21 protein-coding genes and 1 pseudogene are annotated in these 16,893 nt (G+C 66.0%); 10 read left to right on the top strand and 12 right to left on the bottom strand.

Going from position 1 to position 16,893, the window contains the following annotated elements:
* The 8 genes from WP12_RS23520 to WP12_RS16510 all read left to right on the top strand — a co-directional run bounded on the left by WP12_RS23520 (position 1) and on the right by WP12_RS16510 (position 7,020).
* Positions 1 to 4,440, top strand: a complete 4,440-nt coding sequence (locus tag WP12_RS23520) for a hypothetical protein (protein WP_052730439.1) — start codon at positions 1 to 3, stop codon at positions 4,438 to 4,440.
* 14 nt (positions 4,441 to 4,454) lie between these two features.
* Entirely contained in the window at positions 4,455 to 4,694 is a 240-nt protein-coding gene (locus tag WP12_RS16540) for a hypothetical protein (RefSeq protein WP_046194788.1), read from the top strand.
* Positions 4,691 to 5,026, top strand: a complete 336-nt coding sequence (locus tag WP12_RS16535; RefSeq protein WP_046194787.1) for a DUF7936 family protein — start codon at positions 4,691 to 4,693, stop codon at positions 5,024 to 5,026. Before WP12_RS16540 ends, WP12_RS16535 begins: the two co-directional genes overlap by 4 nt.
* A 65-nt stretch (positions 5,027 to 5,091) precedes the next feature.
* Positions 5,092 to 5,466 carry a hypothetical protein gene (locus WP12_RS16530; protein ID WP_046194786.1) on the top strand — a complete coding sequence of 125 codons (375 nt, stop codon included), beginning with the start codon at positions 5,092 to 5,094 and terminating at the stop codon, positions 5,464 to 5,466.
* A gap of 3 nt (positions 5,467 to 5,469) precedes the next feature.
* A complete protein-coding gene (locus WP12_RS16525; protein ID WP_046194785.1) occupies positions 5,470 to 5,838 on the top strand; it encodes a hypothetical protein in 369 nt (122 codons plus the stop codon).
* A 68-nt stretch (positions 5,839 to 5,906) separates the two neighbouring features.
* A complete protein-coding gene (locus tag WP12_RS16520) occupies positions 5,907 to 6,392 on the top strand; it encodes a TIGR02594 family protein (RefSeq protein ID WP_046194784.1) in 486 nt (161 codons plus the stop codon).
* Positions 6,389 to 6,628, top strand: coding sequence for a hypothetical protein (locus WP12_RS16515; RefSeq protein WP_046194783.1), 240 nt, complete (start codon positions 6,389 to 6,391; stop codon positions 6,626 to 6,628). Before WP12_RS16520 ends, WP12_RS16515 begins: the two co-directional genes overlap by 4 nt.
* Positions 6,625 to 7,020 carry a hypothetical protein gene (locus WP12_RS16510; RefSeq protein WP_046194782.1) on the top strand — a complete coding sequence of 132 codons (396 nt, stop codon included), beginning with the start codon at positions 6,625 to 6,627 and terminating at the stop codon, positions 7,018 to 7,020. Before WP12_RS16515 ends, WP12_RS16510 begins: the two co-directional genes overlap by 4 nt.
* A gap of 92 nt (positions 7,021 to 7,112) precedes the next feature.
* Here the strand turns inward: WP12_RS16510 and WP12_RS16505 are convergent, their stop codons facing one another.
* The 3 genes from WP12_RS16505 to WP12_RS16495 are packed head-to-tail and all read right to left on the bottom strand — an operon-like array spanning position 7,113 to position 8,088.
* The gene (locus WP12_RS16505) at positions 7,113 to 7,406 is read right to left on the bottom strand and encodes an addiction module antidote protein (RefSeq protein WP_046194781.1); all 294 of its coding nucleotides are present in this window, start codon (positions 7,404 to 7,406) and stop codon (positions 7,113 to 7,115) included.
* Between the two features lie 36 nt (positions 7,407 to 7,442).
* A complete protein-coding gene (locus WP12_RS16500; RefSeq protein ID WP_046194780.1) occupies positions 7,443 to 7,733 on the bottom strand; it encodes a type II toxin-antitoxin system RelE/ParE family toxin in 291 nt (96 codons plus the stop codon).
* A 52-nt stretch (positions 7,734 to 7,785) separates the two neighbouring features.
* Positions 7,786 to 8,088, bottom strand: coding sequence for a hypothetical protein (locus WP12_RS16495; RefSeq protein WP_046194779.1), 303 nt, complete (start codon positions 8,086 to 8,088; stop codon positions 7,786 to 7,788).
* Positions 8,089 to 8,293: 205 nt separating this feature from the next.
* Between WP12_RS16495 and WP12_RS16490 the strand changes: the two genes are divergently transcribed.
* Positions 8,294 to 9,145, top strand: a complete 852-nt coding sequence (locus WP12_RS16490; protein WP_046194778.1) for a DNA adenine methylase — start codon at positions 8,294 to 8,296, stop codon at positions 9,143 to 9,145.
* A 178-nt stretch (positions 9,146 to 9,323) separates the two neighbouring features.
* On the opposite strand, the gene WP12_RS16485 is transcribed toward WP12_RS16490, so the two are convergent.
* From WP12_RS16485 to WP12_RS16460, 6 genes are all read right to left on the bottom strand, one after another.
* Positions 9,324 to 9,515, bottom strand: a complete 192-nt coding sequence (locus WP12_RS16485; RefSeq protein WP_046194777.1) for a hypothetical protein — start codon at positions 9,513 to 9,515, stop codon at positions 9,324 to 9,326.
* Between the two features lie 123 nt (positions 9,516 to 9,638).
* Positions 9,639 to 10,682: a sensor histidine kinase gene (locus WP12_RS16480; RefSeq protein WP_046194776.1), complete on the bottom strand. Its 1,044-nt coding sequence runs from the start codon at positions 10,680 to 10,682 to the stop codon at positions 9,639 to 9,641.
* Positions 10,682 to 11,128, bottom strand: coding sequence for a response regulator (locus tag WP12_RS16475; RefSeq protein WP_046194775.1), 447 nt, complete (start codon positions 11,126 to 11,128; stop codon positions 10,682 to 10,684). The genes WP12_RS16480 and WP12_RS16475 overlap by 1 nt, the downstream gene beginning before the upstream one ends.
* A gap of 13 nt (positions 11,129 to 11,141) precedes the next feature.
* Positions 11,142 to 12,674, bottom strand: coding sequence for a sensor histidine kinase (locus WP12_RS16470; protein ID WP_235399177.1), 1,533 nt, complete (start codon positions 12,672 to 12,674; stop codon positions 11,142 to 11,144).
* A gap of 73 nt (positions 12,675 to 12,747) precedes the next feature.
* A complete protein-coding gene (gene ilvB / locus WP12_RS16465; protein WP_235399176.1) occupies positions 12,748 to 14,481 on the bottom strand; it encodes a biosynthetic-type acetolactate synthase large subunit in 1,734 nt (577 codons plus the stop codon).
* The gene (locus WP12_RS16460; RefSeq protein WP_152664033.1) at positions 14,478 to 14,753 is read right to left on the bottom strand and encodes a hypothetical protein; all 276 of its coding nucleotides are present in this window, start codon (positions 14,751 to 14,753) and stop codon (positions 14,478 to 14,480) included. The genes ilvB and WP12_RS16460 overlap by 4 nt, the downstream gene beginning before the upstream one ends.
* Positions 14,754 to 14,883: 130 nt before the next feature.
* On the opposite strand from WP12_RS16460, the gene WP12_RS16455 reads away from it, so the two are divergent.
* On the top strand, positions 14,884 to 15,351 hold the full coding sequence (locus WP12_RS16455; protein ID WP_046194773.1) for an Lrp/AsnC family transcriptional regulator: 468 nt from the start codon (positions 14,884 to 14,886) through the stop codon (positions 15,349 to 15,351).
* 46 nt (positions 15,352 to 15,397) lie between these two features.
* On the opposite strand, the gene fghA is transcribed toward WP12_RS16455, so the two are convergent.
* The 3 genes and pseudogenes from fghA to WP12_RS16440 all read right to left on the bottom strand — a co-directional run.
* Entirely contained in the window at positions 15,398 to 16,240 is an 843-nt protein-coding gene (fghA, locus tag WP12_RS16450; protein ID WP_046194772.1) for an S-formylglutathione hydrolase, read from the bottom strand.
* A gap of 8 nt (positions 16,241 to 16,248) precedes the next feature.
* Entirely contained in the window at positions 16,249 to 16,647 is a 399-nt protein-coding gene (locus tag WP12_RS16445) for a VOC family protein (RefSeq protein ID WP_046194771.1), read from the bottom strand.
* A gap of 25 nt (positions 16,648 to 16,672) precedes the next feature.
* Positions 16,673 to 16,893, bottom strand: a pseudogene (locus tag WP12_RS16440) (S-(hydroxymethyl)glutathione dehydrogenase); the annotation flags it as partial.

The following is a 16,893-nucleotide window of genomic DNA, read 5'->3' as shown; positions in this document are numbered from 1 at the left end:
ATGACGAGAATCCGCGCCCGCTTTTCTGTCGAAGGCGATGTGACGATCTATGCCGGCGAGACCTTTCCGGTCGAACTGACGCTGGTGACCGAAGTCGATGGCGATCCGATCGACCTCACCGATCGCACCTTCGTGATGACGGCGTATCGCGCGGTCGGCGCCGTGGTGCTGAAGAGCGTGTCGGCGGTCGCGGCCGGCGATAGCGTGCTGCTTGCCTTTGTCGGCGCCGATACCGAGGCGCTGTTCGCCGACGCGGTGGAGGGCGCCATGCGGCTTCAGATCGCGGAAGTGGTCGAGGACGGCCGCACCGTGTTGAGCGATGGCGCGCTGTTCGTGTCGCGCTCGCCCGCCCTAAGCCCCGTCGAATCGCCGCCGGTCAGCATCTCGCCCTCGCCCTATGTCGCGGTGACGATCGTGCAGGCGTCGAACCGGGTGAACTTCGTCGAGCGCGGCAGCCCGGCGACTGTCGATGTCGGCGCGGTCGTGACTGTGCCTGGCGGTCAGCCGGCCCGCGTCACTAACGTGGGGACGCGCACCACGGCGGTGCTGGATTTCGAGATACCGCAAAGCGACGCGACGGCCGAGCTGATCGCGGCGAAGGATGACGCCGCCGCGAGCGCGGGCGCGGCGGCAGCGTCGGCGGCGGCGGCTGAAGGATCGGCGGACGATGCGGCCGGGAGCGCGACGGCAGCTGCCGGCAGCGCCACGGCCGCGACGGGCAGCGCCGAGACGGCGGCGGCACAGGCGGCCATTGCCACCACGAAGGCGGGCGAGGCCGCCGGCAGCGCCACCGCTGCGTCGGGCTCGGCGACGGCGGCCGATGCGTCCGCCGATGCCGCCGCCGGCAGCGCCACTGCTGCGGCCGGATCGGCGACGGCGGCTGATGCCTCGGCGGATGATGCCGCCGGCAGCGCCACGGCCTCGGCGGGGAGCGCGAGCGCAGCTGGGGGATCGGCGGCGACGGCAGCGACGCAGGCAGGCATAGCCGCGACCAAGGCCAGTGAGGCATCCGCCAGCGCCGATGCGGCCGATGGCTCGGCGGATGCCGCCGCGACCAGCGCGACCGCTTCAGCGGGCAGCGCGAGCGCGGCTGCAGGCTCGGCCACGACCGCGACCACACAGGCCGGGATCGCCACGGCGAAGGCTGGCGAGGCGGCTGCCAGCGCGGCCGCGTCTTCGGGCTCGGCGGGGGCCGCTGATGGGTCGGCAGATGGTGCCGCCGCGAGCGCGACAGCTGCGGCCGGCTCGGCCACGGCTGCGGCCGGCTCGGCCGAGGATGCGGACGATAGCGCCGCCGCCTCGGCCGCAAGCGCCAGCGCCGCCGCCAGCGCCGCTGCGACAGCATTGGGCCAAGCGGATATCGCCACCACGAAGGCAGCGGAAGCGGCAACCAGCGCCGCCGCCGCCGATGGTTCGGCGGCCGCTGCGGCGACCAGCGCGACGGCCTCGGCCGGCAGTGCGACCGCCGCCAGTGGCTCGGCTGCGACCGCGACGACGCAGGCGGGGATCGCGACAACCAAGGCGGGCGAGGCGGCGGCAAGCGCCGCCGCCGCCGCAAGCGCCGCTTCAACCTCGGCCAATGAGGCGATCGACGCGGCAGATAGCGCCGGCGAGGCGGACGCGAGCGCGACAGCCGCCGCCGGCAGCGCGAGCGCGGCCGCCGGTTCAGCGACGGCCGCGACGACACAGGCGGGTATCGCCACCACCAAGGCCAGCGAGGCGGCGACGTCCGCGACCACGGCCGGGACGCAAGCCGGCATCGCATCCACGAAGGCGGGTGAGGCCTCGGCGAGCGCGGCTGACGCTTCGGGTTCGGCGACGGCGGCGGATGCCTCAGCCGGTGCCGCATCGGCCAGCGAGACAGCGGCCGCCGCCAGCGCGACGGCCGCCAGCGGCTCGGCCGCCACGGCGACGACGCAGGCGGGGACCGCCGCGACCAGGGCCGCCGAGGCGGCGACCAGCGCGACCGCCGCCGCCGGCTCCGCGACGGCGGCCGATGGTTCGGCGGGCGACGCGGCCGACAGTGCGACGGCGGCCGCCGGTTCGGCCGCGACCGCGACGACGCAGGCCGGTATCGCCACCACGAAGGCGAGCGACGCGGCGACCAGCGCGGCATCGGCCGCGACCAGTGCGGGCACCGCCACCAGCATGGCGACCAACGCATCGACCAGCGCGGCGGCCGCTGCCAGCCTTGCCGCATCTGCAGCCGAATCGGAAACCGAAGCCGAGGACAGCGCCACGGCCGCTGCCGGCAGCGCAACCGCCGCCGCCGGTTCGGCCGCGACCGCGACGACGCAAGGGGGCATAGCGACTACGAAGGCGGGCGATGCCGCCACCAGCGCGACGGCCGCCGCCGGTTCGGCGACCGCCGCCGCCGGCTCCGCATCCGCCGCTGCCGCGAGCGCGACCGATGCCGCGACTTCGCAAGGGACGGCGGCGGGATCGGCTGCGGCCGCCGGGGGCAGCGCGTCGGCGGCGGCGGCATCTGCCACCACCGCAACGACGCAGGCGGGCATCGCGACGACCAAGGCGGGGGAAGCCGCTACCAGTGCGTCGGCGGCTGCGCTGTCTGCCGGGCTGGTGATGAACGGCTTTGGGGACGGCGATGCGGCCGCGCCCGCGATCAAGTTCGCGTCCGATCTCGACACCGGCTTCTTTCGCCCCGGCGCCAATAGCCTCGCGCTCGCGCTCGGCGGGGTCGAGACGGTTCGTTTCGATGGCACCGGGATCGGCGTGGGCGCGGCCGCTGCCTATGACTTCGATATCCAGAAGTCGTCGGCCGGGTCGATCGTCAACCGTATCAAGAACTTGGCGACCGGCGCGGCGGCGGCTGCTGCTCTTATGCTCGGGACGGGGACGGCAAATGCCGGTCTCAACCTGTCGTTAAACGACAACAGCGGTGCACCCTTCGCCACCTTCGGCAGCGGCTCGGCTGTAACGGAATTGCGCTCCGAATTCACAAAGCATGTGTGGCGCAATCAAGCGGGCACCGAGTGGATGCGCATCGAGAATGGATCGCTCGGCCTCGGTGTAACGGCGCTGACCGGCTACAGTTTCCGCAATGGCAAGGCCATCACCGGGGCCACAACTTCCGCCGCGCACTTTTCTGATGGAACTGTCCAGTCCGATGTAACGTCTGCATATTATTTTCGCTCACAGGCACAGACAGCCGCCGCGGCCTTCACGCTAAGCGACCTTGTGCACTTCGGGGCCAATCAAAGCACGCTCGGCGCGGGCTCGACCGTAACGCGACAGTACGGATTTTTGGCTTCCGGCACCCTCATCGGCGCTACGAACAACTACGCATTTTACGCGGCGGATGCGGCCGCCGTCACCTCGGGCAAGACGCATTATGCCTATTATACGAACCAGAATGCCGCCTCCGGAGGAGGCGCGACCTACGCTTTCTATGGCGCAGGAAGTGCATTCTCGCGCTTTGACGGCTCGATCAGCATGGGCGGTAGCCCCGAGGCCCGTACCAACTTCTTCAATCAGAAGAATTTATCGGGCTCGACAAGCTCCTATGCCTTCCGTGCTTCGGGTGTAGCGCAATCTGACGTTACCAGCCAAGCTGTCGGTTATTTTTCAAACCTGGGCACTCAGGCCGCATCGTTCACGCTGACAGACCTCGCACAGTTTCGCGCCGATCAAGGCACCATTGGAGCAGGTTCGACCGTAACTAATCAGTACGGGTTTAAGGCGGAACCCGGCCTCACGGGTGCGGCGAATAATTACGGCTTCTTTGGTGCCCTCGCCGCGGCGACAGGCCGCTGGAATGCTTTTATGGTGGGCACGGCCCCCAACCATTTCGCAGGCCATGTGTTAATCGGCACGACCACGATTAGCGATGCTCGCCTGGACGTTCGTGAGGACACCAATTTCCCGATCAAGTGGGGCTCGACCGCCAAGGCCTACGGCATCCTAAGCTACGGGGTTAGTTCGGGTGTTTCGTTCGGCAGCACGACGGGTGAGCCGATCACGTTCAATCCGGGATCGCTCGGCGAAAAGGTACGCTTTCACACTACTGGGCATGTCACGATCGGCACGCCAACGAGCATCGGCAAGCTTACGGTAGTCGATAGCGGCGGAGCCTTGCTCGGCGCGTTTCGCGATTCGGGGGCGAGCGCAGCGCGTATCCTCGTGGGCAACACGCTCGCCGATCTGGTGATGCAGGTGGATACATCCGGGAATGGGTTCATCTACGCAGACACCGGGAAAGCTCTGATCCTCGGCGATGGTGCCACAGCGCGCGCGCGTTTCGAGGGCGGAAACTTCATGCTCGGGGTTACGGCGGTGGGAACTTCCGCCCTGCGCGTCATCGGCCTCGCCAACGGCACCGCGCCTACCACCAACATCAGCGGCGGCCAGCTCTATGTCGAGGCCGGCGCCCTGAAATATCGGGGCTCTTCGGGCACCGTCACCACCATCGCAGCAGCTTAACCAAGGAGACGATCGTGACCAAAATCAAACTCGAACTGGACGTTGAGGCGGTGCAGGGGATCATCAACACCCTCGGCCAGCTGCCGACATCATCGGGTGCCTTTCCCCTGCTGTGCGACATCAAGGCGCAGGCGGACGCGCAGATCGCGGCCGCCAGCGCGGAGGCGTCCGGTGCAGCAGATGTCCCGAACCGGCAGCAGCGTCGCGCCGCGAGCCGTGGCGCCCCCAAGCCCCGCACGGAGAAGGGGGCATGATCAGCTATCAATGGATCGTCGAGCAGATCGACTGCTTTCCCGAGGTAGAAGGCTTCACCAATGTCGTGTCCTGCATCCATTGGCGGGTCAACGGCACGGACGGCACTTATGTCGCGACCCGTTACGGGGCGCAGAATATCCCGTTCGCGGACGACGAGAACTTCACGCCCTATGAGCAGCTTACGCCCGAGGTGGTGATCGGCTGGGCGCAATCGGCGATGGGCGACGCAGGCATGGATGCGGTCATCGAGTCGATCGAAGGCCAGATAGCGGTGCAAGTGTCGCCGCCGATGGTCACCCCGCCGTTGCCCTGGGCCTCGCCTGCCGGCTGATCGGCTCTCCATCATCTGTGTTTTGGCCCGCCTCGCGCGGGCTTTTTATTGCCCGGAGAAGATCCATGAAAACCGCCATTGTCGCGGCCCTGTTGCTGGGCTGCGCATCACCGGCCGCTGCGCGCTCGATCGGCGAGCGGATCGCCGACCTTCCCGACGAACAGAAGGCGGCCGTCGCCGTGTCGGCGATCGACGCCGCCTGGACGGTGCGCTGCCTCGATCGCGGAACGTGCCGCGAAGTGGGGCCGATGGCGCTGGCGTTCGGCCAGCATCCGAACGCGGCGCAGGTGATCGGCACGCGGATGGGGACGATCATCCTGTCGTCGGTCGCCGTGTCGATCGTGCAGGACCGCGACCCCGGCGCGGCCCGCACGATCGCGCGGGTCAACCTGATCGTCACCGGCACCACAATCGGCATCCACTTCAAGCGGGAGTTCTGATCCATGACCGACACGGGGGGCATGTCGGGCGGGGAAGCCGCCGCCGTCGTCACGGCGTCCGGCGGTGTGCTGGCCATCCTTGGCCGAGGTATCGTCTGGGCTATCCGTCATCGCAGGGGCAGGATCGCGCGGCTTGAAGCCAGAGTCGAGCAACTGGCGGGTGGGCAGATTGACTACGTCCGGCAGGTCGATTGCCTAGTCGCGGTGTGTTTCCTTCTCGTCAACGATATCGGCCAGCATCGGCCGGACGCGCCCGTCATCGGGCATGCGAAGGCGCTGATAGGGTCCACCTTTCCTGACTTGCTCAAGCGGGCGTTCCCCAGCGGCACGCTGCCGCCCGACATGCTGGAAACTATCCTGCGAGCGAAATGACCCATCGCTGCACGGCCTAAGCGGGCGGCGGCTCACCATCGACAACTCACACCCTGAAGGAGGTTCCAATGACGACAGCGTCACTGGCATGGATGACGTATGCGCTACAGTTGATCGGGCTTCGCGAGGTGCCCGGACCGGGCAACAGCGCAGTGATAGCCGGATGGCTCAAGGGCCTGAAGGCTTGGTGGTTTGACGATGCAACGCCCTGGTGCGGCGTGTTCGTCGGCCATGTCCTTCAGAAAGCGGGCTTTGCGCTGCCGAAGCATTGGTACCGGGCGAAAGGCTGGCTCGATTGGGGCCGGGCATGTCAGCCCGCCTACGGCGCTGTCTGCATTCTCGATCGCGACGGCGGCGGCCATGTGTTCTTCGTCATGAAGGTGTCCAAGAACTTCGTCTGGGGTGTCGGCGGCAATCAGGGCGACAAGGTCTGCGAGGCCAAGTTCGACCGTGCGCGGGTCCTTGGCTTCCGCTGGCCGGCGACGCTCGCGCTGCCGACCGCGCTCGTGCTTATCGCCGATGGCGGCGGCGCGCTGTCGAGGAACGAGGCATGAGCGGCCTTGTGAACATGCTCAAGGGCATCGGTGACGAGTTCGAGCTTGGAAGGATATTATGGGCAGTCGGCGTCCTGGCGATGATCGTCTATCAGGGCGTCGCCATCTACCTGAACAAGCAGGCATTCAACGCGATCGAGTTTGGCGCTGGATTCGGCTCGATCCTGATAGCAGGGGGCTTTGGCGTGGCGGCGAAGGATAAGGGCGTCGCCAAGGCCAAGGCGGCGACGGAATGATCCCGCCGCAGATCCTCGCGATCGGGGCGGGAGTCGTCCTTCTTGCCGGCCTATTGGGCGGGTGGACCGTCCGCGACTGGAAGGCCGATGCGGACGCGCTGAAAGCGGTCGAGGCACGCGATGCGCTGCGCGAGCGGATGCAGGGCAAGGTCGACGCCGGCGCGGCAAGATATGAGCAAGCCCGCGCCGAGGCCGAACCTGCGACCGTAGAAACTCGCAACACGATCAGGGAGATTTACCGAGATGGCCCGCCTATTCCCGCTGAGTGCAGCGTTCCTGATGCTGTTGCCGTCATGCTCGACGCCGCGCGTATCCGCGCCAACGGTGCGGCTGCAGGCCAATCTGGCGCAGCGATGCCCAGACCTCCCACCGATGCCACCGAGCGACCCTGACCGGGCAGACTGGGAAGCTCAGGTGATCGCCATGTATGGGGATTGCGCGGCTCGGCACTGGTGGACGGTCGCTGCCTGGCCGAAGTAATTCGTCAGGCGGCTGTGGCGTGCTTGATCGTGATTTCCAGCCCGGCGGATTTCAGCGCCTTCAGAAAGGTGTCGAGCGTCGGGTTGCCCGCCTGGCTGAAGGCGCGATAGAGCGCCTGGCGCTTCATGCCGGTGTCGCTCTGCGCCTTCGTCATGCCATTGGCGCGCAGCACGATGCCGATGGCATGCGCGAGATAGCCGGCGTCGCCCTGCTCGATCGCGTCGCGAATAAGTTCATCCTGTGCCGCCGGATCGGTGAAATGCTCGGCGCTGTCATAGTTTTCCAGTGTGATAGCCATGGCTTCGAGTGCCTCCGAAATGGCTGTTGAGGCCGCTCATTCGATTTGAGCGGCCAGTTTCTTTGCGGCTTCGATGTCTCTGCTCTGGGAGCCCTTGTCGCCCCCGTTCAGCAGGATGATCAGTTCGTCGCCGCGACGGGTGAAGTAGACGCGGTAGCCGGGGCCGAAGGCGATGCGGAGTTCGCTGACGCCGTCGCCGACCGACTTCACATCGCCGAGCAGCCCAGCCTCGACCCGCACGATGCGGATACGGATGACGGCCTGCGCCTTGCGGTCCTTCAGACCATCGATCCACTTGGCGAACTGCGGAGTTTGCGTCGTCTTCATTCGTCTCTTTTAAGAGACACCATCTTCACTGTCAACATAAAAGTGACACTCGCTATCTTCGCGCCTTTATCAAACGCTCCCGGTCCTCGGGGCTGGCGAGCGCCCACGCCAGCGGGTTGATCCCAAAGGGCGCGAGACATGCGGCGGGGGCTTTGATGGTGCTGCCGAGGCCGTAAGGCCCCGGCTCGATCCATTGCAACCGCTCCGGTCTCGATCGGCAAATCGCACAATAGAAATGCAGGGGCACATCACGGAAACGATCGCTCCAGCGCTTCTTCTTCCAATGGTCGCGGATCGCCCGCACGTCAAAAATTCTCGCGCGGCCGCACTGGCTGTTCGAGCAGCGCACCAGCATGCGCCCGCCTCCATACAGCTCGCAAAGATCATGCAGGGTGGTCGGTACGCGGCGTGACACAAAATCTCCCTCGCCCGGTGGGCGGGGGCCGGAGCGCGCCAACGCTCCGAGCCGGTGGACAGAACCCACCATGTCCCCATGCGGCCACATGAGTCGCATCCCGCCATCCGGCACCGGACGGCGGAACGAATATGGAACATCGGATATGGAGTCGAGTCTACTTTTCGACGATTTTGTCGCATCTACCCACCCGGCTGCAGCCTATATCGGCGGCAAGCGCCGGCTGGCCCGGCCGATAACCCGCGCTATCGATCGTGTTCCGCACCACACCTATGCCGAAGTCTTCATGGGCATGGGCGGCGTCTTCCTGCGTCGCGGCCGCAAGGCTAAGGCGGAGGTAGTCAACGATTGGTCGGAGGACGTAGCGACGTTCTTCCGCATCCTGCAGCGGCACTATGTCGCCTTCCTCGACATGCTCCGCTTCCAGCTCACCACGCGATCCGGCTTCGAGAAGCTCGCGCGGGTCGATCCATCCACCATGACGGACCTCGAACGGGCGGCGCGCTTCCTCTATCTGCAGCGCCTCGCGTTCGGCGGAAAGGTGGCCGGCCGTAACTTCGGCGTGAGCCCCGGCGAACCGGCCGGCTTCGACGTGACGAAGCTCGGCCCGCTGCTCGAAGCGATCCATGAGCGGCTCGCCGGTGTCGTGATTGAGCGGCTGCCGTGGCAGGACCTGATCGGCCGCTATGACCGACCCGAGACGCTCTTCTATCTCGATCCGCCATATTACGGCAGCGAGGGCGACTATGGCCGCGACCTGTTCGATCGCGGCCAGTTCGCGGTCATGGCCGATATGATGCGCGCCATGGCTGGCACCTTCCTGCTGAGCATCAATGACCATCCGGATATCCGCCGCACGTTCGACGGGTTCGCAATGGTCGAACTGCAGCTGATCTATTCGATCGCCGGCGGTGGCAATGAGGTTGAGGCACGCGAACTGATCATCAGCAACCTGCCGGCCGATCGCCTGGGCGAGCTGTTTCCAGGCACCGGATAATTTTACAGGGTGTCGCTAAGCTATTGAAAGGATAGCGCGGCTTTTTGCAGGGTTTTACATCGAAATCCGCAGAAAGCCGCCAATCCGGGGAGCTTGGAAGGCTAGAGCATTACCACTATGCTACGCCCGCGCCGGAGGCCGGCCTGATAGCCGAAAACGGAGGCTCTCTTCAACCCGCTTAATGGATCAGCGAGCCCCAGGCCGCCGCGCTGAGCGCGAGGCAGGCGCCGGTGGCGGAGGCGGCCATCAGCCCCCGTCCCGCAAAGGCCAGAATCGGCGCGTCAGGGCGCTGCTCGCGGCGGTTGCGCGAAAGGCTGGGCAGCACGAACATGACCAGGAATCCATAGACCGATATGAAGAAAACCAGCATCAACACACCCCCAAGTCTGCTGTTGTGATGCAACGACCACAAGCCATTTGAGTCGGTCAATCGCCTTGGCAGCGCTGGGTTAAGATTGTTCCCTAACATGCGGCCAAACGTGCCGAAGGCCGGTCATTGCGCGGCGAGAAGGATCACACGGACGCCGCGATCGGCAGGTTCATAATCCACCGTCGCCCGCAAGGTCTGGGCCATTGCGGTGATCAGCTTGGTTCCCAGGCCGGTGCCCTGCGCCGTGCCCGAGGCGGGCATGCCGCAGCCATCATCCTCGACCCGCAGGCAGAAGCGGTCGCCGCCGGCGTCGGTCAGCGTCACCCGCACTTCACCCCCGCTGTTCGCGGCATAGGCGTATTTGCAGGCGTTGGTGACGAGCTCGGTAACGATGATGCCCAGCGCGACCGCCTTGTCGGTGGCGAGCTTGAGCGGTTCCGCGGCCAGGCGGATATCGCGCGGCGCTTTCGGGGTCGACCAGGTGTCGCCCAGTTCCTCAACCAGCGATCCGAGATAGTCAGCCATGTCGACCGCCTCGACCGAGGCCGAGGTGTAGAGCCGCTTGTGGACCTGCGCGATCGCGGCGATCCGGCGCTGGGTATCATCGAGCGCGGCCTTCGCGGCCTCATCGCCATCGCCCAGCGTGCGCGACTGCATGTGGACGAAGGCCGACACCAGCTGAAGGCTGTTGGCGACGCGGTGGTTGACCTCCTGAAGCAGCATATGAAGCCGATCGTTGGTTTCACGCAGCTGCGCCTCGGCGGCCTCCTTCTCGCGGCGCAGCCGTCCGGTCGCCAGCGCCTGGGCGATCGACTGGCCGAGCAGGTCGAAATAATCCTCGTTGACGGTCTTCACGACATAATCGATCGCGCCCGCCTTCAACGCCGCGACCGCGAGCTGGCTCTCGTCAGATCCGGTTACGAAGATCACCGGCGGCGGCTCGGGGAGCGCTTTCAGCGCCGACAGCGTCTGCAGCCCGTCCTGTCCCGGCATATAATGGTCGACCGCGACCAGATCGAACGCCTCGGCCGTCGCCATCGCCACGCCCTCCGCTCCGCTGCCCGCGCTTTCCACGCGATAGCCGAGCCGCTTCAGCGCGCGCGCGGTCAGCCGCCGCAGGCCTTCGTCATCGTCGATATAGAGAATAGCTGGGGGCGTGTCGGTCATCAGCCCTCTTCGACGTCCGGCACCTGGATCACCGACAGGAACAGGCCGAGCTGGCGGATCGCCGCAGCGAAATTCTCATAATTGACCGGCTTGGTTATGTAGACGTTACAACCCAGATCATAGCAGCGCTGGATCTCCAGCTTGTCGTCGGTGGTGGTGAGCACGACGACCGGCGCGCGGCGCAGCGGGCTGCCCTCGCCCTTGATCTTGGCCAGGATATCGGTGCCGCTCATGTCGGGCAGGTTGAGATCGAGCAGGATCAGCGCCGGGCCGCCATGCACCGGCCCGCTCGCATCCTCATAGAGGAAGTTGAGCGCCGAGGTGCCGTCGAGGAAATGATGAATCGTGTTCGAGATACCGGCGCGACGGATATTCTTCTCGATCAGGCGGGCATGACCCTCGTCATCCTCGATCATCACGATATTCACGGGCTGCTGGGCGTTCATGCCTTTGCCTTTCTCACGTCAATGCTGCTTTCTCGCCGGCGAACTCCGCGGGCAAGTTGAGGGTGAAGGTCGCCCCGACATCGAGATCGGAGTCGACGGTAATAGTGCCGCCGAGACGATAGGCCAGCGCACGGACATGCGCGAGGCCAATTCCCTCTCCCGGCCGATCCTGGACGCCCGAGCGGCGGAACAGATCGAATACGCGCTCATGATCGCGCCTGTCGATCCCACGCCCATTGTCGGCGACGTCGACCAGAACGCGGCCATTCAGCTGGCGCGCGGCAATCGAAATCTCGCCGGCGCGGCCGGGCTTCATATATTTGACCGCATTCTCGACGAGGTTCGACAATATCTGCTCGATCGAGAGCCGATCGCTGACCACTTTCGGCATGTCCGGCGCGATCGTGACGGCGATACCATGTTCGTCGATCTGGTGGCGCAAGCCGTCGACCACGCTGCTGGCGAGCTGGTCGAGCGCGATCGGCTCGATCGTGATCGTGCGGCGGCCCTGGCGGGACAAGGTGAGGATCGCGTTGATCAGCCGGTCCATCTTCTGGGTCGATCCGCGGATGAAGCCGATCGCCTCAGGCAGATCCTCGCGCACCGCGCGGCGCACCTCCTCGTCGACCAGCGCAGGGGCTTCAGCCTCGACCCGCCCGATCATGAGGTCGAGCGGTTCGATTGCGGCATCGAGTTCGGCGGTGAAACCCATCACGTTGACCAGCGGCGAGCGCAGGTCGTGGCTGACGATATAAGCAAAGCGCTGAATCTCGTCATTGGCGCGCTGGAGGTCGGTGGTCCGCTCGGCCACTGCGCCTTCGAGATTCTGGTTGAGCGCGCGCATCTGGTCACGCGATGCGAGCAACTCGCCGGTATAGCGGCGGATGACCCAGATCGATCCGATCGCGACGGCGATGAGCAACAAGGCCGTCAGCGCGAGCACCGCATAGAAAGTGCGCCCCAACGCGATGCGTGACGCGTCACGCGCGACCAGCAGACGGCGCTCCTCGACCAGCATCTGCATCGCCAGCGCCTCGACCTTGCCGGCCAGTTGCTGGCGCTCGCGCTCGGATATCGCCACGCGCTGGGCGCTCGACCCCATCGACGCCTTGAAAAGGCCATCGAGCGTGCCGGCCATCGCCGACAGCCGCACCACGCGATTCTGCTGGACCGGATTGTCGATCGTAAGCCGGCCAACCCTGGCGATGCCGTCAAACAGCCGCCGGGACGCTTCCGGATAGGTCGCCCCGCTATCGCCGGCGAGGCCCAGGACAAAGCCGCGCCGCGCGCTGCGCATCTCTTCCAGCGCCAGGCGGATACCCGACACGCCGCGCTCGACCTCATGGGTGTGATTGACCAGCCCTGTCTGCTCCTCGCCCTGCACCATCACCGCGACGGAGGTGATTCCGGCGAGCGCCACCGCCGCAAAGCCAAGGATGATGAACAGCAGCACGCTGCGCGCGAAACGCCGCTCTTCCCGTCTTTCGCTGGTCTCTGGAGCTCCAATCATCGCCGCCTGCGTAACGGTGCGCGGCAAAGCTGCCAAATGATTTCAGGAAATCAGCGGCTTGCGTGCAGGAGGACACGGTCCATCCGTGCTTTTGAACACTTTCGCGATGTCAGCCGAGCAATATCTCGTTATGCGCGGCGCCCGACGGCATCATCGGATAGCAATTGGCGAGCGGCGCGACCCGGCAATCGACCAGTACCGGACCGGGCGTGTCGATCATGCGCAATATCCCGGCGTCGAGATCCACCACCTCCTCGATCCGCAGGCCGGTCCAGCCATAGGCTTCGGCGAGCCGGACGAAATCGGGCAGCACGGTCGACACGCTTTCGGAATAGACCCCGCCATGATGAAGTTGCTGCCATTGGCGGACCATGCCCATATGGCCGTTGTTGAGGATGAACAGCTTGACCGGCAGGCCATATTGCACCGCGGTCGCCAGTTCCTGGATATTCATCTGGACCGACGCCTCACCCGCGATGTCGATCACGAGCGCGCCCGGAAAGGCGATCTGTGCGCCGATCGCGGCAGGCAGGCCGTAGCCCATCGTGCCGAGCCCGCCCGAGGTGAGCCAGCGATTGGGCGCGTCGAAGCCGACATGTTGCGCGGCCCACATCTGGTGCTGCCCGACCTCGGTGCTGATGATCGGCTCGCGGCGATGGGTCAGCTCGTGGAGCCGGCGGATCGCGTGCTGGGGCAGGATCGCGCCCGTGGCGGGCTGTTCATAGGCGAGACACTCCGCCCCGCGCCATTCGCCGATCGTCGCCCACCAGCCGTCGAGTGCGCCGGGCGCGGGCGGCGCCACCGCGTCGCATAGCGCATCGAGCACGTCCGCCGCGTCGCCGACTACGCCCACGTCGACCGCGACGATCTTGCCGATCTCGCTTGGGTCGACATCGATATGCACCTTCTTCGCATGGGGCGCGAAATCCGCCACGCGCCCGGTGACGCGATCGTCAAAGCGCGCGCCCACGCACAGCATCAGGTCGCAGCCATGCATGGCGAGGTTCGCCTCATAGGTGCCGTGCATCCCCGGCATGCCCAGCCATTGCGGGTCCGATGCGGGGAAGGCGCCGAGTCCCATCAGGGTCGACGTCACCGGTGCTCCGGTCGCCTGCGCGAAGCGGCGCAGCAGCGCGGCCGCGCGCGGCCCCGAATTGATCACGCCGCCGCCGCTGTAGATCAGCGGCCGTCGCGCCTCCGCGAGCAGCGCCGCGACCTGCGCGATCAGTGCGAGATCGGGGGACGGGACAGGCCGCACGGTCAGCGCGGCGATCTCATCCTCGAAGACATGGTCGGGCGCGACCATCGCCTGCACATCCTTGGGCAGGTCGATCAGCACCGGTCCGGGCCGACCAGCCGTCGCGAGGTGGAGGCAGCGGCGCAGCATCGGACCAAGCTCACCCGGCCGGCGCACCGCGACATTATATTTGGTGGCGGCGCGCGACAGCGCGATCGTGTTCGCCTCCTGAAAGCCATCGGTGCCGAGCAGCGCGCGGTTGACCTGCCCGGCGATGCACAGCACCGGCACCGAATCCATCAGCGCATCGGTGAGCCCGGTGATCGTGTTGGTCGCTCCCGGTCCAGACGTGACCAGCGCCACCCCGATCCGCCCGCTGGCGCGTGCATAGCCTTCGGCGGCGTGGATCGCGGCCTGCTCGTGACGGACAAGCACATGACGGATCCGATCCTGCCGCGCGAGCGCATCGTAGAGCGGCAGCACCGCGCCACCCGGATAGCCGAAGATCGTGTCGATGCCGGCATCGGCAAGCAACGCGAGCAGGTAGGCCGCGCCGCTGCCTTCAGCCGGCTCCGCCCGCGCCACCGGCGTCGCGAGCGCGCTCACGGCGCGTCAGCCAGTGCATCGGCACGCCGCACGCCCGGTATCTGGCGCATCTTGGCGAGCAGCCTGCCGCCATTGTCAGCCGCCGGGGGCAGTGACATCGTTACCGTCATCGTCCGGCCGTCACGGGCAAGGTCCATGCGGCGCGGAAAACGGTCATGCGTCACCAGCAGGTCGAGCAGCCGGCTCGTCACGCCCAGATCGACGTCCGCCTCGATCTCGATGGCGGTCGCCGGCAGCGGGGCGTCGGCAAGCGGCATGGCGGCAATGGTCACGGTCTACCTTCCTGTGGTGGAAGGAGGCTTTTACACGAAAATCCCGGAAAATCCGTTCCTCAATTCGGCCAAATCGCGTCTTCTTGTGTTTTATGTTTCGCTTTTTCGCGATTTATGAGAATGTTATTGCATGAAACTCGACAACTACGAACGCAAGATCCTCGCCATTCTCCAGGAAGACTGCACCTTGTCCGCCGCCGAGGTGGCGGAACGCGTCGGGCTTTCCACCACCCCATGCTGGCGGCGCATCCAGCGGTTGCGCGAAGCGGGGATCATCGCGCGGCAAGTGGCGCTGGTCGATCGGCGCAAGGTCGGTCTCAACGCTCAGATATTCGCGCAGGTGAAGCTCAACGCCCATGGCCGCCAGCATCTCGATGAATTCACCACCGCAATTCGCGGCTTTCCCGAGGTGCTCGAAGCCTATGTACTGATGGGGCCGGTCGATTTCCTGCTGCGCATCGTCGCCGCCGATATCGAAGCCTATGAGCGCTTCTTCTTCGACAAGCTCAGCCGGCTGCAGGGCATTCAGGAAATCAACTCGATCGCCGCGCTGTCCGAGGTCAAGGCCACCACGGCGCTTCCGCTGGACGCGGTATAGGCCTGTCCGATGCGGTGCGGCGGCTCCCCCGCCTGTGCGGAGCGGACTATCCGAGCCTTTCGGCGTGCCAGCGGAGATGGTCCTCCATGAAGGTGGAGATGAAATAATAGCTGTGGTCGTAGCCGGGCTGGATGCGCAGGGTGAAAGCGATCCGGGCATCGGCGCAGGCGGCGGCGAGCAGGCTGGGTTTCAGCTGTTCGGCGAGGAAGCCGTCGGCCTCGCCCTGGTCGACGAGCAGCTCCTTCACCCGCGCGCCATCCTCGATCAGCGCGACCGCGTCATGCTTGCGCCAGGCCGCCCGGTCGGGACCAAGATAGCCGCCGAGCGCCTTATGTCCCCAGGGCACCTGCCCCGGCGCGACGATCGGCGCGAAAGCCGAGACCGCGCGGTAGCGGTCTGGATAGGTCAGCCCGATCGTCAGCGCGCCATGCCCGCCCATCGAATGGCCGAGGATCGACTGGCGCGTCATGTCCGCCGGGAAATGCTCCGCAACCAGCGCGGGCAGCTCTTCGGTGACATAGCTCCACATCTTGTAATGCTTCGCGAAGGGCTCCTCGGTCGCATCGACATAGAAGCCCGCGCCGAGGCCGAAATCATAAGCCCCCTCGGGATCGTCCGGGACGCCCTCGCCGCGCGGCGAGCTATCGGACGCGACGAAGATCAGGCCGAGCTCGGCGCAGGCGCGGCGATAGTCGCCCTTCTCGGTGACATTGGCGTGGGTGCAGGTCAGCCCCGACAGATACCAGACCACCGGCAGCTTCTGCCCGGGGGCATGCGGCGGCACATAGATGCTGAACGTCATACCGGTGCCGGTGGCGGCAGAAGCGTGCTTGTACACGCCCTGCACGCCACCGAAGCTGACGCTCGTCGATACGATGTCGAGTGCCATGCCGCGCCTTATGCCGCAGTAAAGGTGTAGGCACAGACCTTGTTGCCGGCCGGGTCGCGCAGATAGGCCGCATAAGCGCCGGGGAGATGACCGCGCGGACCGGGAAGACCTTCGCAAACGCCACCCGCAGCGAGACCCGCAGCGTGGAAGCTGTCGACATCGGCGGAGCTGGCGGCTGCGAAGCCGAGCGTCACGCCGTTGCTGGAAGGCGCGTCGCCATTGCCGGGCTTGAGCACCAGCAACGCCGGCTTGTCCTTGCCGTACAGCATGATGCTGTCGCCGAACGGCCCGAGATTCTTCACGCCCAGCGGCGTCAGCGCCGCATCGTAGAAGGACGTCGACGCGGCCAGATCGCTGGCGCCAACCGTTGCGTGCGAGAACACGCCGTCACCCGAAATCACTGCCATTATATCCTCCTGGTTGAAATTGGCTTCAGAACAGCACGACGCTGCGGATGCTTTCGCCGGCGTGCATCAGGTCGAAGCCCTTGTTGATGTCTTCGAGACCCATGACATGGGTGATCATCGGGTCGATCTCGATCTTGCCGGTCATGTACATGTCGACGATCTTCGGCACGTCGGTGCGGCCCTTGGCTCCGCCGAACGCGGTGCCGCGCCAGTTGCGGCCGGTCACCAGCTGGAACGGACGGGTCG

The sequence above is a fragment of the Sphingomonas sp. SRS2 genome, from assembly GCF_000971055.1.
In the GTDB taxonomy this organism is placed as follows: Bacteria; Pseudomonadota; Alphaproteobacteria; order Sphingomonadales; family Sphingomonadaceae; genus Rhizorhabdus.
Note: the sequence above shows the minus strand (reverse complement) of the source record. Positions and strands in the feature narration are given on the sequence as shown.